Origin of the sequence: Vibrio sp. J383 (assembly GCF_023503985.1) — a bacterium.
GTDB lineage: Bacteria > Pseudomonadota > Gammaproteobacteria > Enterobacterales > Vibrionaceae > Vibrio > Vibrio splendidus.
In genome coordinates, this window is the sequence record NZ_CP097294.1 from 726,005 (window position 1) to 750,919 (window position 24,915).

At 45.7% G+C, this 24,915-nt stretch carries 17 protein-coding genes; 8 read left to right on the plus strand and 9 right to left on the minus strand.

Annotation, left to right across the window (positions count from 1 at the left end; translation table 11 throughout):
* Nucleotides 1–339: 339 nt before the first annotated feature.
* The gene (gene lamB, locus M4S28_RS19755) at nucleotides 340–1,563 is read left to right on the plus strand and encodes a maltoporin LamB (protein ID WP_181257501.1); all 1,224 of its coding nucleotides are present in this window, start codon (nucleotides 340–342) and stop codon (nucleotides 1,561–1,563) included.
* 163 nt (nucleotides 1,564–1,726) lie between these two features.
* Nucleotides 1,727–2,554, plus strand: coding sequence for a MalM family protein (locus M4S28_RS19760; protein ID WP_017081801.1), 828 nt, complete (start codon nucleotides 1,727–1,729; stop codon nucleotides 2,552–2,554).
* Nucleotides 2,555–3,124: 570 nt separating this feature from the next.
* Here the strand turns inward: M4S28_RS19760 and pulA are convergent.
* Complete coding sequence (gene pulA, locus M4S28_RS19765) at nucleotides 3,125–6,784, minus strand: pullulanase-type alpha-1,6-glucosidase (RefSeq protein ID WP_249633745.1); 3,660 nt, start codon at nucleotides 6,782–6,784, stop codon at nucleotides 3,125–3,127.
* Between the two features lie 403 nt (nucleotides 6,785–7,187).
* Nucleotides 7,188–8,960, minus strand: a complete 1,773-nt coding sequence (locus tag M4S28_RS19770) for an alpha-amylase family glycosyl hydrolase (protein WP_249633605.1) — start codon at nucleotides 8,958–8,960, stop codon at nucleotides 7,188–7,190.
* Nucleotides 8,961–9,118: 158 nt separating this feature from the next.
* Here M4S28_RS19770 and M4S28_RS19775 point away from each other — a divergent pair, with 158 nt between their 5' ends.
* On the plus strand, nucleotides 9,119–9,508 hold the full coding sequence (locus M4S28_RS19775; RefSeq protein ID WP_249633606.1) for a DUF1294 domain-containing protein: 390 nt from the start codon (nucleotides 9,119–9,121) through the stop codon (nucleotides 9,506–9,508).
* Nucleotides 9,509–9,560: 52 nt separating this feature from the next.
* Here the strand turns inward: M4S28_RS19775 and M4S28_RS19780 are convergent, their stop codons facing one another.
* The gene (locus M4S28_RS19780) at nucleotides 9,561–10,145 is read right to left on the minus strand and encodes a LysE family translocator (RefSeq protein WP_059017579.1); all 585 of its coding nucleotides are present in this window, start codon (nucleotides 10,143–10,145) and stop codon (nucleotides 9,561–9,563) included.
* A gap of 141 nt (nucleotides 10,146–10,286) precedes the next feature.
* Here M4S28_RS19780 and M4S28_RS19785 point away from each other — a divergent pair, with 141 nt between their 5' ends.
* Together M4S28_RS19785 and M4S28_RS19790 are read left to right on the plus strand one after the other, a co-directional pair.
* On the plus strand, nucleotides 10,287–10,727 hold the full coding sequence (locus M4S28_RS19785; protein WP_102456269.1) for an Lrp/AsnC family transcriptional regulator: 441 nt from the start codon (nucleotides 10,287–10,289) through the stop codon (nucleotides 10,725–10,727).
* Between the two features lie 26 nt (nucleotides 10,728–10,753).
* The gene (locus tag M4S28_RS19790) at nucleotides 10,754–11,683 is read left to right on the plus strand and encodes a LysR family transcriptional regulator (RefSeq protein ID WP_249633607.1); all 930 of its coding nucleotides are present in this window, start codon (nucleotides 10,754–10,756) and stop codon (nucleotides 11,681–11,683) included.
* Nucleotides 11,684–11,824: 141 nt separating this feature from the next.
* On the opposite strand, the gene M4S28_RS19795 is transcribed toward M4S28_RS19790, so the two are convergent.
* The 5 genes from M4S28_RS19795 to dsrO form a co-directional block, all read right to left on the minus strand.
* Nucleotides 11,825–12,886 (minus strand): c-type cytochrome, encoded by a 1,062-nt coding sequence (locus tag M4S28_RS19795; RefSeq protein WP_249633608.1) that lies wholly within the window; start codon nucleotides 12,884–12,886, stop codon nucleotides 11,825–11,827.
* A 9-nt stretch (nucleotides 12,887–12,895) separates the two neighbouring features.
* Nucleotides 12,896–13,537, minus strand: a complete 642-nt coding sequence (locus tag M4S28_RS19800; RefSeq protein ID WP_249633609.1) for a c-type cytochrome — start codon at nucleotides 13,535–13,537, stop codon at nucleotides 12,896–12,898.
* A gap of 464 nt (nucleotides 13,538–14,001) precedes the next feature.
* On the minus strand, nucleotides 14,002–17,094 hold the full coding sequence (locus tag M4S28_RS19805; protein ID WP_249633610.1) for a tetrathionate reductase subunit A: 3,093 nt from the start codon (nucleotides 17,092–17,094) through the stop codon (nucleotides 14,002–14,004).
* A gap of 14 nt (nucleotides 17,095–17,108) precedes the next feature.
* Entirely contained in the window at nucleotides 17,109–18,266 is a 1,158-nt protein-coding gene (gene nrfD / locus M4S28_RS19810) for an NrfD/PsrC family molybdoenzyme membrane anchor subunit (protein WP_249633611.1), read from the minus strand.
* Nucleotides 18,263–19,099, minus strand: coding sequence for a sulfate reduction electron transfer complex DsrMKJOP subunit DsrO (gene dsrO, locus M4S28_RS19815; protein WP_249633612.1), 837 nt, complete (start codon nucleotides 19,097–19,099; stop codon nucleotides 18,263–18,265). Before dsrO ends, nrfD begins: the two co-directional genes overlap by 4 nt.
* Nucleotides 19,100–19,369: 270 nt before the next feature.
* Between dsrO and M4S28_RS19820 the strand changes: the two genes are divergently transcribed.
* The 3 genes from M4S28_RS19820 (at nucleotide 19,370) to M4S28_RS19830 (ending at nucleotide 23,422) form a co-directional block, all read left to right on the plus strand.
* Nucleotides 19,370–21,241, plus strand: a complete 1,872-nt coding sequence (locus tag M4S28_RS19820) for a sensor histidine kinase (RefSeq protein WP_249633613.1) — start codon at nucleotides 19,370–19,372, stop codon at nucleotides 21,239–21,241.
* A gap of 11 nt (nucleotides 21,242–21,252) precedes the next feature.
* Entirely contained in the window at nucleotides 21,253–21,855 is a 603-nt protein-coding gene (locus M4S28_RS19825) for a response regulator transcription factor (protein ID WP_017058839.1), read from the plus strand.
* A 322-nt stretch (nucleotides 21,856–22,177) separates the two neighbouring features.
* Entirely contained in the window at nucleotides 22,178–23,422 is a 1,245-nt protein-coding gene (locus M4S28_RS19830; protein ID WP_249633746.1) for a tetratricopeptide repeat protein, read from the plus strand.
* Nucleotides 23,423–23,655: 233 nt separating this feature from the next.
* Here the strand turns inward: M4S28_RS19830 and sstT are convergent, their stop codons facing one another.
* Nucleotides 23,656–24,870 (minus strand): serine/threonine transporter SstT, encoded by a 1,215-nt coding sequence (sstT, locus tag M4S28_RS19835; protein WP_004732110.1) that lies wholly within the window; start codon nucleotides 24,868–24,870, stop codon nucleotides 23,656–23,658.
* Nucleotides 24,871–24,915 lie beyond the last annotated feature (45 nt).

The following is a 24,915-nucleotide window of genomic DNA, read 5'->3' on the forward strand; positions in this document are numbered from 1 at the left end:
AAAAAAATAATTCATCGATGAAGTTCAAATTATATATTTGAACTAGATCGCACTTATATCTAATAATTAGATCTGTGTGCTGTCTACTCCTCCTAGATTAAGTGATCTACCTCTTTAAAACACCGTTCTGTATATTTTCTACTCCCCTCTAGTCCCCCTTAATTAACTTAGGGGTGGAGGAAGTCAAACTTGTCATCCCCTCTTAATATTGACTCCGTTGAAACGAATCAGGGGCAACCCTAAACCTCTCTATCTTACGTCCGCCATTACTGCCTTTGGTTGTCGCAAGAGAGCAAAAATATAAAAACCTAAAATAAATCGTCCTTAATGGAGTTAAGAATGAAAAAAGTAAGTTTGATTGCTGCTGCAGTGGCAACTACATTAGCTGCTGGCTCTGCGTTCGCTGTAGATTTTAATGGTTACATGCGTGCTGGTACTGGTATTAGCGGTAACGGTAACGGTGATGTATCAGTAAATAAAAACGGTATTGGTCGTCTAGGTAACGAAAATGACAACTATTCTGAGTTTGGTTTAGCTGAAGAGCTGAAAACTGGTGAGCAAACGTGGCGCGTTGAGTCAATGATTGCTTCTGGTGCTCCTGGCGCAAATGGTTGGGAAGATTCTGACTTTAACGTTGCTCAGTTCGCAGTTAAAGCGAAAGGCGTTCTATCTTTTGACCAAGAAGCGACTCTTTGGGCTGGTAAAACATACTACCAACGTAAAGACATCCATATCACTGACTTCTACTACCTAAATACATCAGGTACTGGTGGTGGTGTTGAGAACATCTCTATTGGTGACCAAAAACTTTCTGTAGCGCTTATTCAAGATGGTGACACTGACGATTCAACTGGTTACATCTTTGATGCTCGTCTAGCGAACATTGGTCTATGGGAAGATGCTTCTCTAGAATTTGCACTAGCATACAACTTCGCAACTGATTCAAATGACGCAAGTGAGTCTGCTGATGATGGCCTACTAGCTTCTGCAATTTTACACCAAGGAACGAGCAACGGCTTCCACCAAACTGTACTTCAGTACGGTACTAATGGTTACGGCGTACAAGCTGCAAACTTCTGGGGTTCAGGTTCTTACTACTCTCGTGGTACTGAAGCATTCAATGAAGCATCTGGTTTCCGTCTAATTAACTGGGGTGTAATGAACCTTGGCGAATCTTGGGAAATGGGTCACCAACTAGCTTACCTAGCGGGTAGCGATATCGGTGGTGCTGACAAAGATGGTAACTACACAAACAAAACTTTCGATATCGACCAGTATTCTGCTGTAGTTCGTCCAATGTACAAGTGGAACGACACTATGCGTACAGTATTTGAAGCTGGTTACAACGCTGGTGAGCGTATTGCTGACGGCGGTCTAGCAACAGAAGACTTCGGTAACGCTAAATTCACAGTAGCTCAAGCTTGGGCTATGGGTGACAGCTTCTGGGCTCGTCCTGAAATCCGTGTTTACGGTTCTTACATCCTAGATACTGAAAATAAAGAAGCATTCAACGGTGACGATACTGAATACGTGTTCGGTATCCAAGCTGAAGCTTGGTGGTAAGCCACTTAGCTTAAATCCTAAACTGTCCTAATTCATAGCCGGCTTGCGTCGGCTATTTTTTTAAGGAATGTACGATTAAGTTGATCGTTCCCTAGGTGAATAGTTCTCTTTGTGGTAATTAAAGTTAGTAAATTTCTTAAAAAAATAACAAAAAGGAAGGGTTATGTATTTTAAAGCTCTTATGCTAAGTGGCTGTGTTGCGTTAGCTGGTTGTCAATCTGCGCAAGTAGTCGAGCAAGTGCAAGTTGCGCAAGCTGAACAAGTTAACTCTATTGCTGGTCTTCAATTTGCTTCAATGAAGCTGCCAAGCTCAGCAATTTTTGATGTAACACCAGATAGTCAAATATTAAATTACCAAGGCATCAACAGCCCTGTGGTCGCGATAGAGCTCCCTGCAGACCGTGGTGAGTATTCTATTAAGATCACGAGCATGATCGGCGATACAGCATTTGTACCAAATGCCGTCATTTACGATAAAAATGGTCGTGAGCTAGAGCGTTATGGTAAAGAGAGTTTCGAATACGCGAAACCAAGATTGCACTTGGGGAATCGCTTAGTTGCTGACAACGATTTTTACCCACCGACGACGTCTGAATCGGTTTATTTAGTTATCTATACTGAGCAGCAAGATCTGGATGGTTTTACTGATGTCATTCATCCTGCTCGTTTAGATGCAGAAGGCCGCGGTAACTACTTGCCAGAAATGGAAGATATCCCAGTTCCGAACGCAAACGTAGGTAAGATTGAAGTGACTCTTGATAGAGTAAGTTTCTTCTCGTTTGGTTCTAGCAGTGATTCTAACGCTAAGCCAGCGGCGGCAGCGAAGCTTGATACCATTCAACCAGAGACGCAAACTTACTACCATAATGCAATTCAAACGGCAGTAAGTGAAGATAATATTCCGAAAGCTCTGAGCTTATTAGATGAAGCAAAAGCACTCGGTATTGAAGGCGCACAAGAAGTATTTGTAAAAGCCGTCAATAAAAAGTAATCAAACGGTTTGTATATACTGAATGATATGAAAAGAAGGGCTCCTAGTTAGGGGCCTTTTTATTGTTTGTGATAAGTGATAAGTGATAAGTGATAAGTGAAAAGTGAAAAGGAATATTTATATTCACTCAACACTAGGTCTTAAATAACCACTGACTTACACCTAATAATTAATGGCTAATATAAATGGACGTTAATGGTCGTTTATGGTTTTGATATTACTAATTGCCAACTAAAACACTTTCGTCTATTTTACTCTTCTCACACAACTGAATACGAGCTCTATTGTCGAATCGCCATTTCATTTATCAACCTAAATCTAAACTCGGATTCCTAAATTTCACATACACTTAAACTAGACGCTCACACTGAGTCGTTATGCTTTCTACTAAGAACTAAGGTGGCTCGTCTATCACTTAACACTGAGTATTTACCGATGAGAAGCAAAGCAATGGTGTGGTGCATTGGGATTGGAGTTTATTGAGGATAAAAAAAGGGAGACTGACGTCTCCCAAAAGGCTAGCTTGCGCTGGTTTTATTATCTGTTTATTAGAATCATAAGCTTTAAGGCTTAATTCTTGGTTACTGAAACGACCGCTTTTTCTACATTGTCATCTAACTCATAAATCGCATTCAGAATGAATGTGTAGTTGCCAGCTTCTGTTACGCTCAATTGGCAGTTACCATCAGTTCCAAGATTGATAGAGCCATCTGCAAGTTCAGCGGACTTACAACCGATATCAATGGTTTCCCAGGTAGAACTCCCAAATTTGAATTCATAACTATTAGGATCTAAAGTTGCTGTTAAAGAATAAACTCCGTTACTAACAAAGCTCATCGCCCAATCATCAGTTGCGCCCCATTCATTCATGTTACCTCTAACGTAAACCGTTGTTTGCCCGTATGGCGGAATGCTAGATACATCTTTATCTGAGTTATCGACTGGCAGACCGACACCTTGCGCATCGCCTTGAGCCTGTACAAATACTGCTGTGGTTAATGCAGGTACAGTGAACGTTTCAGCGGCAAAGCTTGCGCCTTTCACTGTGTCATCAGCTGAGCTCTGTTGAACGGTATGAAGAGTAAACCCCGTCGCTCCTGTGATTTTGAATGATTGAGATTCATCGGTAGAGTTTACAACCGCGACAATCGCATCGTTCGCTGGATCGAGGTCTGTACCTGCGGATGCACCATCATCGATAGACATCACGATTAGGCCTTCGACTTGATCCTCACCAACATTGCGGAAGTCGACACGCTTCATGACTTCGTCTGCTGTGTCTAAGCGGAACAGTTCGCTTGAGCTACGGATTTTTAATAGCTCTAGGAATTGCTGCTTAGTCAGCTCAATGTCGTCTGCGTCTGGTTTAGCCGTGCTGTCAGCTATGATAGTTTTGATCAAATCCCAGTTAGCACCATCTTTGTCTTCACGTGGTAAGCCAACATTCCAGTTATTGTTAGTACCGTCAAACATGACGCGGTTGTACCAATCACCAGAGTCGTAAGAATCGCGCTGCATAGACTTAGAACGAAGTAGTTCAGAACCCATATGGATGAATGGTATGCCTTGGCCTAACATCACGGTAGAAAGCGATACCGACTGCATGCGAGCACGCTCTGCAGAACTAGTACCGGCAGCGATCTTGTAAGCGTTGTTGTCCCAAAGCGTTTGGTTATCGTGTTTTGAAACGTAAGAAATGTTCTCTGAAGGCATCTTGGTGTAGCCAGCGGGAGCACCGTTGTAGTCGACGTTTTTACCCAGTTTGGTATCGCCTTTGTAATCAATCAGCACGTATTCTGCGAGGTTCCCCGCCATCCCTAAACGAACAAGGTCTTGGTTGTGTAAACGACCGTTGATAGAGTCTTGATCGACTTTCGTCTCTTCGTTGGCAATCGCTGCGTTACCAAAGCCTTGGTTAAAGCGAAGTGGGTGATTACCTTCTGAGTCGACACCGCCATCAAATGGGCTACCACCACGTACGGCGTCACGCAGACGGTCCGAGAAGGTACCGATCTCAGTGCCTGCCATGTTGATTTGGTTCGCTTGATCGAAGCGTGCATTGTCTGCTACTTCGCCAAAGTCCCAACCTTCACCGTAGAACAGGGTGTTTTCGTCGATTTTACGTACTTCAGCAAGAGCTTCTACCATCACATCTTTTGGTTGGTGGCCCATTAAGTCAAAACGGAAACCATCCACTTTATAATCGTCAGCCCACACCTTAAGTGAGTCGACCATCAATTTACCCATCATTAGGTTTTCAGTCGCAGTGTTGTCACAACAGGTTGAGTTTTCGACGCCACCTGTGTTGACGTTAAGACGGTGGTAGTACCCAGGGACAATCTTATCCAGCACTGACTTATCGTTCACGCCAGACGCATTGGTATGGTTGTATACAACGTCCATGATCAGCTTAAGATCCATGTCGTGCGTGGCTTTTACCATTTGACGGAACTCTAGAATACGCTTAGAACCATTAGGATCTGTCGCGTAGCTGCCCTCTGGAACCGTGTAGTGGAATGGGTCGTAGCCCCAGTTGAAGCTGTCGAGCATACGCAGGTCGTTCATTAGCGCTTGTGCATCGCCTGTTGAAGGATCATAACCATCGAGTACTTCTTCGATGACTTTGTTTTCGTCTTCGTTTCCACATAAGGCGGCAGTCGGTTTTACATCACATAGCTTACCAACGGTGTCAGTAATATCGACACGGCTCGCTTCATCTTCATCGACGGTAGCGATATCGAATGCCGGTAAGATATGTAGTGTCGTTAAGCCCGCATCTTTCAATTCTTGAAGGTGTTTAACCGACTCACGATCTGCTTCTGTGAGAGCGAGGTACTTGCCGTTTAGGCTCTTTGTTCCGAGCTTATCGCTGAAGCTAAAATCACGAAGATGTGATTCGTAGAGTACGTGGTCTTCATCTTTCTCTACAGTAGGGCGTTTATATCCAACCCAACCTTCAGGCATTAATGCTGAATCATCAAGATCGATGACTTGAGAGTATGCAGAGTTTTTCGATAAGCTGAGTGAGTAAGGGTCGGTTACTAGGCGAGTCTCAATGTTGCCTGTGGTTGGGTGGTAAACCTTCACTTGGTAGCGATAGTAACTGTTGACAGCGTTAGGTACCGCGTCAGTCGCCCAGATACCCGTCTCAGTGCTTTCTGTCATTGGAAAAACTTGTGAGCTTTTCAGGTCTTCGCTGTAAAGAACTAGCTCTACATCTTGCGCTGTTGGTGCCCAAAGCTTGAAGGTAGCCGCACTGCCTTCAACAATCGCGCCTAGTTCTTCACTCATCGCATTACCAGTATCTTCACTAGCAAATACCGCATCAAGCACACCAGGTTTTTGAACCTCAGTTGAAGAGGTAACGTCGCCATTGGCATTGTAGGCAACAAAGATTATCTGAGATTTTAAGATGGTACGTAAAGTATTGTCGTCAACGTCGATAGCAAGGGCAGGTAAGCTTGTAAGGTGGCGGAAACGCTCTTTCAATTCAGAGGACAGCTCCCCGTCTTTGCTTAGTTCAATTGCAGTTCCGCCGACAATTTCTTTGTCGGCGTTCATCGTGATACTGTTATCTAATGCATAGAAGAGTTTTACAGAATCGGCATTACTAGCTGCTTCCCAAGCGATGGTGGTTGCATCTAACCAATGTGCTTTTTGGCCATCAATATTGACTGGTCTTTCTGAGATTGGGTCGTAGTACAACTCGCTGCTGCCATGGAATCCGAATACACCTTGCGAATCACCAAGCTTGGTTAACTCGACTTTCGAATTGGCACTACCAAACGCTTTTTCGTCGCCATTGTGTAAGATGAAGTTCATGCATTCATGCGGGTCAGAAGCATCTGGATCGACTTTCAACACATAGTAGGCACCGTAGGTATCGCTGATACCATCAAATTCGTAAGGTGCTTCCCAGTTAGTCCCCGTTTCACTTAACCCCATGGCTACTAAGTCTGTGCTGGTACAGCCTTCGCCATTCCAAAGGTGCAATCCCCAGCCATCATAGGTCGAGCTAGACGTGCTAGACGTGCTAGACGTGCTAGCAGCCGCGACATCACGTTTGTAATACACAACGACTTCGTTTTCGCCAGCTTTGTATAAGCCACTGTTGCCAGCATCCGTGTCGCTGTCGTTATCGCTACCACAGCCTGCGATAAGGGTGGCAGTGAAGAGAGGCAGAATCGCTTTGGCTAGCGTTGATCGTTTGAAGCTTCTCTTTTTTGTAATGTTGAAGGTGCGTTGTAGAGTGATGTTCTTATTAATATTTATGTTGTTCACGTTTGATATCCATATTTCACTTTTTATGAAGATGAATATCCTAGTCCGAATGATGGCCAACTATTTGTGATGGCTATATGTAAAGTTATTTTTAATACGTAAAAATAGGAAACCTAGTGTCAGTATCACGCTTTGTATTTGGTTTAAGTGAAATTAATTGGATCAATAACTCATATGTTCGATATTAATAACCCAAGGCGTAGAAGCTAGGAGTAGATAATAAGGATGAGAGCTCATCCTTATTAATGTGAGGAATGTATCGAATTGAGAGGCTGTTAATTTAACTTGAGAATTAAGTTAATTATCAATTAGAAAGGTAATAGTTGTTCGGTCACTAATATTGATAGATAGGTTATTCATCTAACGACAATACCCAAACCAAAGATGCGAGCGGTTTTAATTCGATATTAAAATTACCGATGCTATTTTCAACGGTGAATACTTGTTGGTGAAGGCCTCCAATATGTTCATCTAGCAAGTAATTGTCATTCGCTATTTTGAGTTTTTGGATGACATTACTTGGAACCTTCAAGTGAATACTCTCTGTGATGTGCTGGCTGAAATTTGCGGCAACAATGGTGAGCTCTTGGTGGTCAAAGCGCAGGAATGCGTAAATAGAATCACTCAAGTTGTTGATCTGGTGTAAGTCTCGATATTCACCAGTCATTGAAGAATGCTCAAGCGAAAAGTTCATTACCTGCTGATAGAAGTGACGTAGCTGCTTTTCGTTGTCGTTTAATAATCCGCCATCGAATGCACCATGGTTCATCCATTTTTGGTGTTGTGGGACTCCGATGTAATCGAATATAGAGGTACGTGAGGGTTTTCCAAAGCCTGCATCTTCCGTTCCCGGTTCGCCAACTTCTTGTCCAAAATAGATCATGGTCGGTGAACTGCTTAATAACGCGCTGACGAGCATTGCAGGCTTCGCGATATTAGGATTACCAACAAACTCGGGAGACGCGATGCGTTGCTCATCATGGTTATCCAAGAAGTGCAGCATGTGGTGTTCAATATCCATCATTTGATGCTGGATCTTGGGGATGATAGCCGTTGAAGCCTTGCCTTGCATGATGTCTTTAAGTCCATCGTACAGATCAACTTTGTCATACAGGTAGTCCATTTTACCGAGATGGATGTAGTCGCGGTATAAGTCCGGTTGATAAACCTCAGCCATTAAAAAGGCATCTTGGTTTTTCATCTTTATCGATGAGTTGAGGTAACTCCAGAACTCGACAGGCACCATTTCAGCCATATCGTAGCGGAACCCATCAACACCGTTGTCTAACCAGAACAAGGCGATGTCTCGGAATTTAATCCAAGAGTCTGGCACATTCACGCCTTTCCAGAAGTGGTAATGGTCTAGGTGATCACGCTGTGCATAATCGCTCGGCAGCTCAGGGAAGTCTTTTGAGCCATCAGGGCGCACGCCGTAATTGATCTTCACGGTTTCATACCAGTCGTCAAAATCCGGCTTAGCCAAGCGTGAGCCGTTGCCTGTCCATTTAGCGGGTGTCTCGATAAACGGGGCTTTCAGATTAGGGTGCTGCTCACCACCAAGTGGGCTAAAGGCGGGCTCTACATCCGGCAGTTCAAAGGCGCTGTTGGGAATGTAGTAGAAGTTATTGTCTCGGTGATATTCAAGCGTAGTGTCATCGTGAGCGCCAAAGTCACTGACTCCCTCTGGGTTATTTAGTCCCTCATAATGACGCGCAACGTGATTAGGGACGATATCGATGATCACCTTTAAACCGTTGTCGTGGCTTCTTTTGATTAATGCCTCAAACTCTTCCTGACGGCGCTCGGGATTGTCGGCGAGATCTGGGTTTACAGAGTAATAATCTTTGACGGCGTAAGGTGAGCCAGCACGACCTTTTACCACGCTCGGGTGATCGTCTGAGATACCAATGTGTTTGTAATCATTGATGACGGCGTGATGTGGCACTCCGGTGTACCAAATATGTGTAATGCCGAGTTTGCGAATTTCAGACAGCGCTTTGTTTGTAAAATCATTGAATTTGCCGACGCCATTTTGCTCTATTGTGCCCCACGGAACATGTTGAGTGTTTTTATCACCAAATAAACGCGTAAAAACTTGATAGATGGCGTACTTTTGGTTGTACATATTTATAATTCCTTTAACTTCCATCATGTTATGTAGGGATGAAAGGGCTTGTTTGTTATTTAGCAGGCTAACTGAATTACAATATGCCTTACTCATCCTTATCAAAATTTACAGGGCGTAATTGCTACAGTATGTGAGCTGTTACCCAAAAGGAGTTGATGTTGTCTTCATCTATTCAAATCGCTATCACTTATCTGGTTCTAGTGGCGGTATCCGCGTTGTTTGTAGAAAGTTCGAAAGCGCTGTTGGTGTGGTACTTAGTTATCGGGATAGTGACGTTTTTTGTGTACGCAAAGGACAAGAGGGCGGCGATCAATAGCAATTGGCGTGTGCCTGAGAAAACTCTTCATATTTTGTCTGTTGTTGGTGGCTGGCTAGGAGCTTTGATTGCTCAAGATAAGCTGCGCCATAAAACGCAAAAGCAGCCGTTCAGAGCAATTTATTGGGTGACAGTGGCAATGAATGTTGCGGCGTTTGCGTGGACGTTAACCCCAAGCGGGCAGGCAATTTTTGGTCGTTGGCTTAGCGAGGTTATTGGATACTTGTAACTAAACTGATGGCTAGTAATCACTTACTAACCATCTTGGGGAAGCTATCTGGTTACAACATCGGAATCGTTGAGGCTAACAGCAAACCTGCCATACCGTAGTTAAAGCTTTTGATGCGGACGGGTGTTGTTAGCCAGTGTTGCAGTTGCTTGCCTGCTGCCGTCCAGAAGGTCACAGAAGGCAAGTTGGCTAGCGTGAAGATACCTGCGATGATTGCAAGCTCCCACCATGAACTGCCGCTGCTATAAACGGATATCGCCGTCAGCGCCATCGACCAACCTTTAGGGTTCACCCACTGAAAACTTGCTGCGCCGATGAAGGTCATTGGCTTATAAGCCTCGCTGCTTTTGGCTTTGCCGCTCAATGCTATCTTGATTGCAAGGTACACGAGGTAAGCAAGGCTTAGGTATTTCAGTATTTGGTGAGTAACTGGGTACGCGTTGAAAATTCCCATTAAACCGAAGCCAACCAGCAGTAACATGGCTGCAAACCCCAGAGCAATACCAAGCATGTGCGGAATAGTGCGGGCGAAGCCAACATTTGCTCCTGATGTCATGAGCATGATGTTATTTGGACCCGGCGTGAAGGTCGAGACAAACGCAAACAATGCAAGTGCGCTAAGTTGTTCTAAAGGCATTATGGTTCTCCAGCAAAAAAATGAACGAAGTGACTGACCGGTCATGACTTTCACGTGTTGAGAAACATAGTAGGTGGAAAGTGAGGCAATTATGTGCTTTTATTTCATCTATTATCACTTAATGCACAATAATAAGTAGTTATGGATAGATTTGACGAAAGGATATTGCAAGAGCTTAAATTGGACGGCAGAATCTCCAACATTGAGCTTTCAGAACGGATTGGCTTGTCGGCTTCTGCGACCTTAAGGCGAGTACAAGATCTTGAGCGTAGAGGTGTCATTCAAGGTTACCGTGCGGTTCTGGATAATGGGCTGATGGGGGTCGGTTTTATTGCTTATGTTTCGATTGGTTTATCAAGCCACAGCAAAGCGGCTCAGCTGGAGTTTGAACAGCATGTCAGTATGGAAAAAGAGGTAGTGGAGTGCCACAACATTACCGGTGCCAACGAGTACTTGCTAAGGGTAGAAACCAAAGATCTACCGGGCTATAAGAAGTTTCATGCCGATGTGCTTGGGGAATGTGCTCAGGTGCAATCTATTACGACTATGGTTGTGATGGATACCCCTAAAGACGAACGCTAGTCGAGTTTTATTTCAGGAGAGGCGTAGTGCCAAATACCAATCAGTTGTTATTGTTCTTAGATGTGGTTCAACAAGGGTCGTTTACCAAAGCGGCAACCTTGCATGATATGGACAATTCATCGCTCTCTAAACAGATCAAAAGGCTCGAGCAAGATTTAGGTGTTCAGCTGCTGAACCGTTCGACACGTTCGTTTTCGTTGACGTCGGCAGGGGAAGATATTCTCGCACAAACCTATGTGCTGAAAGACACCATTAATCAGATTCAAGGCATCGCAGATTCATACCAATCAGAGCCCAAAGGCGTTCTGCGAATTACCTCACCGATCTATTTTGGGCAGCAATATCTGCAACCTATCATCACTCAGTTCATGAGAAAGTACCCTGATGTTCAGATCGTACTTTCACTAGACGATAAGATCGCCAATATTATTGCAGGGCAGTTTGATATCGCGTTTCGCTTCAGTAAGCTTGTTGAATCGAATTTGATTGCGAAGAAGATTGCTGACAGTAACTTCATGTTGGTCGCGTCGAACGATTTTGTGAAGGAGCACGGTGAACCGAAAACGCCACAAGATCTACTCGCTCTACCTGCGGTGATTTATACCAATGGTGATATGACGGTCGACCATCTGCGCATTAGTGAAGAGCCGGGAGGTAATACCTTCCAGAGCCTAACGATTCGTGGCAACTATAAGGTGAGTGATGTTCGTACTATGGTGTCTTGTGTGAAAGATGGTCTAGGTTATGGCTTCCTTGATCAATCAAACCTGTATGCCTCAATGAAAGAACTTGGCTTGGTCACTTTACTGCCGGATTATCCGATCTCTACGATTGATACCGCAATCTACGCTGTCTATCCGCACCGTAAGCAGACCAAACTAGTCAAAGAATTCATCACTACGGTTCAAGACTATATTGGCTCTCCGACCATTTGGGAAAAGATGCAGCAAGGTTAGTTGTTTTTCTAATCGTTCAAACATAAAAAAGGAGCCAGAACGTCGAACGATCTGGCTCCTTTTTATTCTTCCAGCTATAACTGATTTACAATGTAAAGCTTAGCTATAGCTGGCGTGAACGGCTCTTTTTACTAATGCCTATCAATGCTCATGAATCACTTCTTTACCACTTGGGTAGGCTTTTGAACCCAGAACATTACCGTCGACTTCTTTACCATAGTAACCTTGGTGGTTGTGGTAACGCTTAGCATTGCCGGCAACATCACCCTTGTATCTAGGATCTTGTGGGCGTTCATGACTGTTTACAAACGCTGCCACATCCCATGCATCCTGAATCGAAAGTTGTTCGCTCTTCCCAAGCGGCATGTTTTCGTAGATGAAGTAGGCTGCTGTATTTACACGGTGCATACCTGCGCCCCAGTTGAACGAATTCTCGCCCCAAAGAGGTGGTAGGTATGAGCGACCATCCGCCCCTTTAATGCCTTCGCCATTTTGGCCATGACAGGTTTGGCAGCTGGTTTGGTAAACCTTTTCTCCACGCGCTATCGATGGCTCTTGTTCAGGGTTGGCAATTTTAGGGTAGCCGCGACCTGCAAGCTTGCTGCGGTCATCGATTGGGTATTTGCTTAGCAGCTCTTCAGGAAGAGGGAAGCTTTCTGCTTTTCCGCCGACTTGTAAATCTGCATCGCTAATCTCAGGAACGGGTGTGTCTTGCATGCCGTTCTTATCCAAGATACCGCCCATTGCCAACCAGTACGAGTAAGCAGTTAGCGCGACCATCTCTTTTGAGCCCACTGCTGGTGGTAAACCATTCATTGAGTAAGTGAAACAGCCTTGGATACGTTCTGCGTAGCTGTTTACTTTGTCATTTTTAGAGCGATACGCAGGGTAAGCCATATACGCTCCCCAAAGAGGCGCAGCATTTGGTTTCATGCCCGCTTGCATGTGGCAGTTGACACAGTTTTGTTCATTGCCTACGAACGTACCACGCATCTGTTGTGAATCGACAAACAGCGAATAACCCAGTTTTACTTTGTCGCCAAACTCCCCTGCAGGAATATCTACCAAGTCTCGTGGCACCAGATATTTGTTATCTTGAGGCTTCTCAACGGCTGGTAATTCGGTTTGGCGATCGGGCAACTCAGCTTCGGCATAAGCGATTCCAGAGGCAAGGGTTGCGGTAATTAGAAGTAGTGTTTTCATGCGAGCCCTTTAGTATCGGAAAGAGGCGAAGTAGTAAGACAGGTTTTTGATCTCATCGTCGGTTAACTTGCCCGCGATGTTGCCCATCATGTTCAAATCATCACCCTTACGAGTGCCGTTTTTCCAAGCGTTGAGCTGAGTTTGAATGTAGTCGGCGTGCTGGCTCGCTAGGCGAGGGAACTTGTCTACGCCCATACCACTTGGCCCATGACAGGTTGCACAAGCTGGAATGTTTCTATCCCAATCGCCTTGGAAAACCAGCTTACGATAAGGATTATCAATATCGGCTTGTGAGCCGCGCTGTTCTAAGTCGCTGAATTCGTATGACGGTAATGATGCGAAGTATTCTGCAACCTCACGACGAATCGCAGGATCAGACACACCGTCAGCCATTCCCTTCATGATCGCGCTTTGACGCTCGCCACTTGAGAATAAGACCAGTTGATGTTCTAGGTAGTCCGCATTGAGCCCTGCAAGCATAGGGGCGATGTTGGGCATGCCTTTAGCGTCTGCTTGGTGGCAACCGCTACAGGTTTCTGCGGCTTCTGGCATTGGGTTAGGCGCTGCTTGTGCAAAACCGGATAAAGAAAGGCTTCCCAGAGCAGCGATGCAAAGCGTTAGAGTTTGAGTTTTTATGTTCAGCTTAATCATGAGGCGTCGCTATTGGTTGTAATGCACGCATTTTCGACATAATTGGATGTTCGCGCTATTGTGGATTTCCACATTAATTCACTTGGAACTTGAGGTAAGTCTCACATTAATAACCTCAGTTACCATAATGGTATTGATGTGAATTTCGATAGGCGAATCCAACTGCTGCTAACGAAGTGCAAGGGAACTGCCATGTTCGCCTCGGTGTAACTGCTTGTTAAGGCTCTTTTATGGCACCGATTGTATAAGCATAGCCGCTTTATAGAGGCTGGCTAAAAAAGTTACGGTGAAAAGAAGAGAAGACAAGAGAATAGAAGTGAAGTGAGTTTGCGGGTTGGATTGAATGTTGCCGATTGGGTGCTGCCGATGTATTGGCTGTTAAAAAGCAGAACAACTTCGAATGACGAAGTTGCTCTGTTTTGTCCCTATTCAGACATGATTAGGGATAGGTATTGGATCACTGATTAGACTTTGTAGATCTTAGCCGGAAGCGCTTGTCTTGCCGCTGCGCCCACAACCCAATCAAGCATCACGCCTTTGCCTTCTCTCGTCGGATCAATCAAGCCAATATCATTGATGTTAACGCCATCGTTTGACTTCATTTTCACTGGTTGTTGTGTGTCACCAATCCAGTGGGCACGCTCACCGAGTTCTTTGTGTCCAAAGCCGTGTTCAAAGCCTAATGTTCCCGGCTTGATACCATCAATAACCATCGCCAACGCGTGTGTGGTTGAACTTGGTGTTTCAATGGCAAATACGTCACCAGTTTTGATGCCAGAAGAAGAGGCGTCTTTTGGGTGGATGTAAACCGGATTCACGCCCTTAATGGACTCTAAGCGTGGTGACAAGTTAGACACCGCACTGTGAATGTTGGACTTAAAGTTGGTCAGGGTGAACGGCCACTCTTTTGCTGGGAACTGCTCTGCCAATGGCGTGCCGTCTGCCAGCTTCTGTGGATACCAAGTCGGGCAACCCATGTACTGCTCACCACTGATAGTGTTGCGAGAAGTACCAAGCTTTTCATTCCAGATAGCCAATGGCTTGGTCCATTTGTACTTCATAGTTTCATTGGCATACGCATTGGTTGCGTCTTCAAAACGACCGCCACGCGCAAAGATATATGCCACTTTGAGCATCTCTTCTGGTTTAAGCGTTTTGTTCATCACAGGCACTAGGCGCTCTAGACCAGACCAAACTATATCTTCGGCGTCTACATTCGGAACACCACCTTTTACGAACGCCAAGTTAGCAGCCGAGCGCAGGTAGAAGTCTTCAGCGCTATGAATACCGTGCCAGTTACCTTGGCTATCTTTGATTACGTTGTCGCCGAAGCCTCCTAACCCCAGTGTTTTCGCCAGATCAATAAAGAAGTTCTCTAGGTTGATGGCACGTCCATCTTGAGTGCGTGAGGTTTTAGGTTCGACAATCGGCCAACGAGCGGTGATCGCTTTAGTCGCGACGCCATGCCACGGGGTTGCCATGCCCCAGCTTTCGTAGGTCACCGTGTCTGGTACGAGGTAATCCGATAATGCTGTGGTCTCATTGATAAAGGCATCGATAGACACGATCAAGCCAAGCTGTTTGGGATCCTTAAGCTTCTCACCTAGCAAGTTGTCTAAACCCGGAACACCATAAAGTGGGTTCGCCATGTGGTTGATCCATGCCTTTGCTCGGTAAGGGTAGCCATCAATCGCAGCTGATAGGTGCTCGGTTAAAAGTGGCGCAGAGATTGGGTACCACGGCGCGCGAGTTGGGTAAGGTGATTCACCTGCAGCAACGCGACGCTTGTATTCGCTGGTCTTGTGGTACGGAAATTTGCTGCGAGATAAGAACACACCTTGAGGCTTAGTCTTACCCTTGAACTTGGTAAAGTCGTAGCGAGGGCCTGCAACAGAAGTTGGGTAGCCACCCGCTTTCGCCATCGCACCGCCTTTTGCATTGATGTTACCGATCAGCGCGTTCAGCATTAGGATAGAGAACGAGTTGTAGAAGCCGTTGGTGTGCATGTTGCCACCGTGAGTATCAACAACTGCTTTCGTTCCGTAGCTGGTGAAGCGTTTCGCTAGTGCAATAATCTGGTCTTGTGGGATTTCGCACTGCTCACTGTAGTAAGCAAGGTCATATTTGAAGGCTTCTTCTTTTAATCTTTGTAGAGAAGACTTCACACGAACGGTTTGACCATCGATTTCTACGTCTTTATCGACGAACAGCGCCGCTTCATTCACCTGAATATGTGATGAAATTAGTGACGTTGTCACATCTAGTGCGATAAATCCATCATCGTCAGACATCGGTTCGCCTGTTTCTAGCAAACCCACATCCGATGCGCGAAGCATACGCCCATTTTGTGGGTGCGACTCGTCACTGATCACAAGGTGAGATGCATTACACCAGTGTGTGGAACCTGCTTTGTGCATCGCTTGCGCGCTTGGGCGAGATAAGAAGTCGTGATTGTAGCGCTGGTTCTCGATGATCCATTGGATCATGCCCAGAACTAATGCTGAATCGGTGCCCGGTTTGATCGGTAGCCAGTTGTTGCGATCGCCCGCCGCAAGGCTTGACGAACCTGCAGGAAGGCTTGGTGTCACTATGGTGTAGCTCAGTTTTCCGTTGGTACGAGCCTCAGCCAGTTGTCTTGCTTGGCGCTTAAACGGGTTGCCTGCTTGAGCCGGAGACATACCGATGAAAAGTATGAACTCTGCGTTGTTGAAGTCTGGCTTTAAGTGCGAGAACTTGTCTAGATCATTCATGATCGCACCTGAACCTGCGCGGAACGCGTAGCCACAGTAAGAGCCGTGGTGACCAAAGTTGCGAGTGCCGTAGCTGTTAAATGCAAAGCGCTTCAAGATGTCGTCACGGCCTTCATTACCGGCATTGGTCACAAGCAGTTGGTTGGCTTTTGGTCCGTATTCAGGGTTGTTTGGATCGAGTGGTGTTTCGATGTCGCGAATCGATCGTAAGCCCTCAACTTCGCCTTCACCGAATAAGTCACCACCTTCGGTGATCTCAGAGATGAGTTGTTCGTAGCTGATCGGTTCCCACTTGCCTTCACCTCGTTTACCAACGCGTTTTAACGGTTGAGTGATTCGGTATGGGCTGTTTTGAATCTCTAACATGCCGTTACCGCGGGCGCAGGCTGTCGAACGGTTATTGATGCCGGATTCACCAGACAAGCCAATGTAGGCGTCTTTTACGGGCGTTTTGAACGGGATCTGTTGGTCGCTTGATAGCGGGTGGTACGGGTTGCCCGAGATGCGCAAAATCTCGTCATTGCGATTATCGATACGTACACGCAAGCCACACAATGTCCAGCAGCCAAAACACATTGATGGTGCCACGCGCTGGTTCGGATTCGGTGAGATCTTACCTTGCTCATCGACACTGTATTCCGTCTCGAGCGAGTTACCGTGATGGATGTGATTGGTTTTCTTACCTGCGGTGCCATCAATAGCACCGTGAACCATATGCTTTGTGGTTGTCGCATAACCTGCAGCAAAAGCTCCAACACCACCGGCGGCAAGGCCTGTTTTCAAAAATTGACGACGTTTGTTATCCATGATGATTCCTCAGACTACAAGCTATGTGAGCGGTTAAGTGGTGAAGGTGTATTTTGGTTTGGCTTTGATGTTGTCTTTGGCGCAGAGCCAGTTGCTCTTGTAGACCCAATAGTTCGCGTAGACACGATTTCAGAAGCGAACAACGCAAGCGCTAACCAAAGGCCACACATACCAATAATGCCAAGTAACCCAGCGCTACCCATTGGCAGTTCATAAGGGAATGGGCCTACATCAAAACGTGGAATGGTTTGAACTTCCATCATGGTGACCCAACGTACCGCCCATGCTGAAATCATGGTCGCAAGTGCTACACAGATGATTCCTAGCTTGCTTTGCGATAAGCGTTGTAGGGGGAGAACTAAGATCATACACAGCAAAATACTAGTGGTCATGATGCCTAGATTGATTCCCCAAGCGTTGTTCTCGTAGAGATTGAAGTGACCATGGTTAGATGCCCAAATCGACGTGAGAATGATGGCAAGGCCACCTGTTAAGGTAATGGTTCTTTGTATCAGAGCTAGGTCTGTTGGTTTTAAGCTTGGTTTGCTTGAAGGCTGCAGAGCCCAAATTAACAGAGTTAAGCCCGTTGCAGCAAAGAATGCGGTCGTGAACCAAAGTAGTGGAGAAGCCGGTTGATGCCAAAGCGGTCGGCTCGCCAAAATCGCAATCTCTGCGCCTGTGTAAAGCGCGATGCTTAGGCCCGAAATAGCCGTCACAGCAGCGAGTGCAATCATCAGCTTTGACGATATTTGCCATTGACCTAGCGTCAGCCAAGCCAAATGTTTTAGAAGTGGGTTTTCACTTTCCTTAAGTTGTGCGATGTCGTCACGCAGGTAAACCCAAGCAGTCGCGACAGCTAGCCCAGAGAATAGAGGTAGAAACAAAGAGCCTAATGACATCCATGACCAAGGCGTGATGTGGGCGTAGAAGTGCCAAGCACGTCCCGGTTGGTGCAAATCACCGGTTAATGCTAATGGCCCAACAATCGCGCCGATGGCCATCACAAGCACAAGGGCAGAACGGAATTGATGACTGGTTGAGTTTTTGAATATCAGTGCAATTAAAAACAGAATAGCCGCCGCATAAGCCGAACCGATGTAGAAGAAATATTGAACCGCCCACGGTAGCCAAGCGATATCTTGAGCGGGGACTAACACCTCAGTGATATTCATGCTGTCTCTCCTTGTTTGCCTTGTGTCGCGATTGCCAATTCTTGTTTGCTAGAGGATGAGTTATCGATGGCGGCTGGATCATAAATCGCAGGTTGGCCTTCAATGTGGCTAACGAATCGCTCGTTCATGCCGATATAGAAAACATGGGGGTTGGTATTCTGCTCTGGTTTAAGCACCTTGATGTCGTCTTGGTTTTCATTGATCAGGCGGTTGATCTCACTGTTTGGATCTTTAAGGTCGCCAATGACACGCGCGCCACCAACACAGGTTTCGACACAAGCGGGCAGTAAGCCGTCTTCAAGGCGGTGTGCACAAAAGGTGCATTTGTCAGCGGTAAGCGTGTCGTTGTTAATGAAGCGTGCATCGTAAGGGCAAGCTTGAACACAATAAGCGCACGCAACGCAGCGTTCGTTGTCGACCATCACGATGCCATCTTCACGTTGGAAGGTCGCTTGAACAGGGCAAACCTTGATGCAGGGTGCGTTGTCACAGTGATTACAAAGGCGAGGCAACATGAAAGATTTCACGTCTTGTTGAGCTGTCGAACCATCATCAAGGGAGACTTCATACTGTTTTACAGTGGTTCTGAACTGGCCAATCGGCGCTTGGTTTTCAACGCTACAGCCAACAGTACACGCCTGGCAGCCAACGCACTTACGTAAATCAATCGCCATCGCGTAGCGTTTACCTATTTCGCCTTTGCGGTCAGGTTGGTTGTTATTGCGAATGACTGTGCTCGCGACTGCGGTGTTGATTCCGGCAATGGGAATGAGCGCAGCACCAGCGGAAACCTTGCCGAATTGGCTGAGAAACCGTCTTTTCAATGAGTCCATAGAGGTACCTATAAATGGGTATTCGTTCTGTTGAGCTCATTGTCAGATTTTGGCCGTACTCGGGGTATTGTGGATTTCCACATACCCAGATCAAAGTTGATCTAGAACAAATGTGGTTTTCGCTATCTAGCTGTTATGCTTTGTTTTAGTGGTTTATTTAAAGTGCTCTAGAGCATGATCTAAGCGTTAAACAAATCGTCAGCGTAAAGACGAAGTGAAATAACGAGAGAATAAATTGAATAAACAGTCCGTTTGGAGAAAGAGATTTCAGTGACCGTTCGAAAACTAGTGACAATCATTAGCCTTTGCTGGTTAAGCCTAACCGCAGGCGCGTGTTTAGCTGCTCAATCGGAGCAAGAGATTACAACGACAAGCACTGTTGAGTCTGAGCAAATCATAGAAGTTGGCGTGTTGGCGACTCGAGGTAAGCTTTCCGCTCAACAGCGTTGGCAGCCGACAATGGATTGGCTGTCGGATCGTATTGCGGGTAAGCACTTTGTCCTCAAGCCTTTCAATTTGGAAGAGATGGCTGAAGCGGTGAAAGGGGTCACTGTCGATTTTGTTATTACTAATCCAGGTCAGGCGGTTCGATTAGGACGCCAGTATGCGCTTTCTTGGATGGCGACCATGACCAGTCATAACGTTGAAGCTCAAGGCACCAGTAATACACGCAGCATTGGTTCCGCCTTAGTGGTGAGAAGAATATCGCCTTATATCTCTCTCGAACAACTCAGCGGTAAGCCGATTGCGGCAGTATCGGAAAATGCTTTTGGTGGTTACCTCACTATGCGTTACCAAGTGATGCAACAAGGGCTCAATCCCAACCGCTTTTTCTCGAATACGCAATTCTTAGGTTTCCCTATCGACGCTAGTTTGTATCAACTGCGTGAAGGGCATATTGAAGCGGCTGTAGTGCCTGCTTGCTTGGTTGAGAACATGATCAGTGACGGTTTGCTGGTGGCGGGACAATATAGAGTTATTGAAAACCAAGCGCCTGAAGGATTCCGTTGCCAAGTATCTACGCCTTTGTATTCCAACTGGTCGTTTGCTAAAACAGAGCGAGCCTCTTCGGCATTAGCGAAGCAAATGAGTCAGGTGCTGTTTTCAATGCCAAAGAGCAGTGCGCCAGCCATTGCAGCGAATGCCTCGGGTTGGACGTCACCCACTAGCCTGCTTTCAATTGACAAGCTTTATCAGCAACTCGACATGCACCCACTGCAACAACCTTGGTGGAAAGAAGCGTTAATCTGGCTTAAGTACAATCAACAGTGGGCATGGGCGTTCTTTATTCTTGTCGTGTCGCTGAATGCTTACCACTTCTGGTTGGAGTACAAATTCAGTCGCAGCAAAAAACAACTAGAAGCGACGCTGTACAAGCTGAAAAATAAGAGTGAACAGCTAGAGCACTCTCAACGTATCGCGGTAGTCGGTGAGTTGGGCAGCAGTTTGGCACACGAGATCAATCAACCTTTGGCTGCTATTCGGAATTATAGCGAAGGTGGTTTACTGCGGATTTCAAAGAACAAACCGCTGACTGACATAGAACCTGTATTTGAGAAGATCCAGTCTCAAGTGGATCGTGCTGATGCGATCATTCAACGCTTGAGAAACATGATAAAGAAACGTTCATCGGAAAAGTCACGGACTGATATCGAGCAGTTACTCACAGACACTATCGAGCTACTGCAATTTCGATTACAGAAACACAAGATAACCATTGAGCGCTACGCTGTAGGTAAGCCTATCCAACTGTATGTTGACCCTGTCGGATTGCAGCAAGTGATTGTAAACCTGATAAACAATGCGACTGATGCGTGTAATGCTCAACAGCATCGCGAACAAAGTGCTACGTCTGATATTGATAACAAAAACAACGAACCATCGACAATTAAAGTGATTACCGAGTATCAACCGGATAAAATGATGCTGTCGGTTATCGATAACGGCACGGGCTTAGATTTCACCGAGCAACAAGTCACTCAAGCCTTTGTGAGTAGCAAAGAAAACGGCTTGGGGTTAGGGCTTGCGATTTGCCAAGATGTGATTGAAGACCACAGCGGCCAAATGGCCATCAAATCATTAACTCCTCATGGCTGTCACGTCGCAGTGACGTTGCCTTTTTCTCTTTCAAATGATTCATAAGGAATCTTGTTATGTCTGAACTTCATCAAACGTTGCCGGTCTATGTGGTTGATGACGATGAGTCGATGCGTGACTCATTGGTGTTCTTATTGGAAGAGCATGATTTTACGGTGTCAGCCTATGAAGATGGCCCGAGCTTTCTGGACTCAGTGGATTTGAGTGCGCCAGGTTGCGTGGTGTTAGACAGCCGAATGCCTGAAATGAGAGGGCAACAAGTTCATGAGTTGATGGTGAAGGCGCAGAGCCCACTGTCGGTGATCTATCTGACGGGTCACGGTGATGTACCAATGGCGGTCGAGGCATTGCAAGCCGGTGCGGTGAACTTCTTTCAAAAGCCAGTTAAAGGCAGTGAGTTAGCTGAGGCGATCAAGCAAGGTTTGGACGCTTCTGAAAAGCATTTACACATGAATGTGTATCGCCAAGCGTATGCGTCGTTAACTGAGCGAGAAATCGATATTCTTAAGCAGATTATCGACGGCAAACGTAACCAGAAAATTGCCGATGAATTATGTATCGCGATGAGAACGGTAGAAGTACACCGAGCGAGTTTAATGAAGAAATTTTCTGCTAAAACGGTTGCTGAACTGGCTTACATATACGGCCAACTGAACTAACTACAGCGACATGAAATTGCTGATAGGTATTCATCAATTTCGTTATCGTTTTTTAAGATTATTTTGCTCAAAGGTGGTCTTCATTATCGAACTCTATTGAAGCAAGATTACACCATTTATGGAGTGCATAAGGATAGGTCTTAGTAGACTTTTTATCGCTATGTATTCCTGAGATACTGAACTGAGTTCATTTTAGGGCGGAACGTTTTAATAACGGCGCTTTTCCCTGTAATTAGAAACATACCATTCACTATGGGTTGATCACTTTCCCGATATCGAGGCTAGTATCAGCCGAGTTAGGTTAAAATATTTTATGAGTACAATGGGAATCGCAATTGGTGCGACGGCTCTTTCGTTAATACTTGTCGCCGTGTGGCTGATCTCTTTATCGCTAAGAAAGCAGCGCTTGGAACAAGAACGTAAGGCTCGTGCTGTCGCTTATCGAAAAGCGATTGAAAAAGCGCGCATACAAGAGCAAAAAGAGCGTCACTTCAAAGCCGAAACTGGGCATGTACCGTCGATACTGTATTTGGCAAAAGAAGCTGAACGTAACAATATTAAGGAAGCTCTGTATTGGTACGACAAAGCGGCACAACTCGATAATATCAATGGTATGTATGGCATTGTGCGCCTGAGTATGAAGCGTAAAGAAGACCTGATTTTAAGAGAGAAAGCCAACTTTTGGCAGCTTGCGATATCCGCATTGGACAATGACGTGTCTGCGAAATTTGAGATGGGCAAAGCGCTTGTCTTTGGTCGTGGAACTGATAAAAACATCCCTAAAGGTTACACCTATATCGAAGAATCTGCGGCTGGTGGTAATACTGAAGCAATGCTGTTTATCGGTGACTGGTGTCTAGATAAAGAAAACCCAGACTACTCTGCCGAAAGCTCTGTCGAGTGGTACCAAAAGGCCGCGGAAAAGAATAGCTTAGACGGCAAGATCAAACTTGGTATGAGTTATTTGAACGGTGTGGGTGTTGAGCCTAACCATGGCGAGGCTGTTTACTGGTTTGAGACGGCCGCAGAAAAGAACAGTGCAGAAGCCATGTTTAGAGCAGGTGAAGCTTGGATTGACCATGGTGAACACGGCAATGCCATTGCTTATATCTGGCTATTTTTATCGGCTCATTTTGGTTACTCAGAAGCCAAGCATTTGAGGGATAAAGTCGGCGGGGAACTTGGTGTGGATGCTGTCGTGGGCTTACAAGCTCTGACTAAACCGATAATGACTAAGTTGACCCAAGAAGCAATCACTAAGCACTCAATCATTAAGGCGCTCAACAAGCTCTACAAACGCAATGTCCCTGTCCCTAAGAAGGTTAAAGAAGCGTCCGATGAAGAAGGTGAGGAGTTAAATGTCGATGGTAATCATTTAGAGACCAAAGCGTCGAGTGAGCAAGGTTCTAACGTCGATTACAGCCAGCAGGCGACGCCAAACCATGATAGCGGTGCTGCGAATCAAGGGTCATCCAGCGATCAAGCAACGCATAACAAAGAAGCAAGCCCTAACTCTCTAGACTTCAGTCAGGCAACAGTGGATCCAAGCTGGAAAAGCAACCACTAAAACGTGTTGGTTAGCTTTGATGAGTTAGACAAGAATGACTAAAGCTGTGAAGCTATAAAGCTATAAAGCTATAAAGCTATAAAGCTATAAATCTATAAATCTATAAATCTATATAGCTCCTAGCCGTAATCTAGAAAACCAAGACAACAAAAAAGGGAAGCGAATGCTTCCCTTTTTATTTGTGTGCTATTTGCTTTTAGAGCTTAGAGCTTAAGCCTAATACCCAAGAGCTGTTAAGCTTTGTTTTGCTCAGCTTTACATACAGCCGCAGTGAACACGACGTCAGTTGAGCTGTTAAGCGCTGTTTCAGCCGAATCTTGAATCACACCAATGATGAAACCAACCGCTACAACCTGCATCGCTACATCGTTTGAGATACCGAATAGGCCACAAGCTAGAGGAATCAGTAGCAGTGAACCACCGGCAACGCCTGATGCGCCACATGCTGAAATTGCAGCAACAAGGCTTAGTAGGATCGCAGTGAAGATATCAATCTCAATACCCATTGTGTGTACAGCTGCAAGCGTTAACACAGTGATGGTGATTGCAGCACCCGCCATGTTGATGGTTGCGCCTAGAGGGATTGATACAGAGTAAGTATCTTCATCTAGCTCTAGCTTCTTACAAAGGTTCATGTTCACTGGGATGTTTGCAGCGCTTGAACGAGTGAAGAATGCCGTTACACCAGATTCACGAATACATTGCAGTACAAGTGGGTATGGGTTCTGTTTTGTCTTTACAAAGACAAGCAGTGGGTTAACGACAAGAGCAATGATCAGCATTGAGCTTAGTAGAACCGCTAGCAGTTGACCGTAGCTTGCTAGTGCATCGAAGCCCGTAGTTGCGAATGTAGTCGAAACAAGGCCGAAGATACCGAATGGCGCAAGACGAATAATGAAGCGAACAATGTGTGAAACACTGTGGCTAAGGTCTTCGAAAACCGCTTTTGTTGTTGCTGATGCGTGGTGCAGAGCAAGACCAAGACCGATAGCCCAAGCAAGAATACCGATGTAGTTAGCGTTCATTAGTGCGCTAACTGGGTTATCTACAAGCTTGAATAGAAGCGTATGAAGAACTTCTGCAATACCTTGAGGAGGGTTAGCACCTTCAGCGCCAGCAACCAGTGTCAAAGTGGTTGGGAACATGAAGCTCAGTACTACAGCAGTTAGTGCTGCAGAGAACGTACCAATCAGGTAAAGCACAATGATTGGACGCATATGAGTATGCTGACCTTTCTTTTGGTTTGCGATAGAAGCTGCAACAAGAATGAATACTAAAATTGGGGCAACAGCTTTCAGAGCACCAACAAACAGACTACCTAATAGGCCTGCATCTTGAGCTGCTGAAGGAGAAACCATGGCGAGAACGACACCGAAAACAATACCAGCAAGGATCTGTAGAACGAGATTTCCACGAGCGATGCGGGCGAGCATGTTGTGATTTTGCATAAAATACCTGCAATTGTTAATTTATTATAGTGATGTATTTTTTTA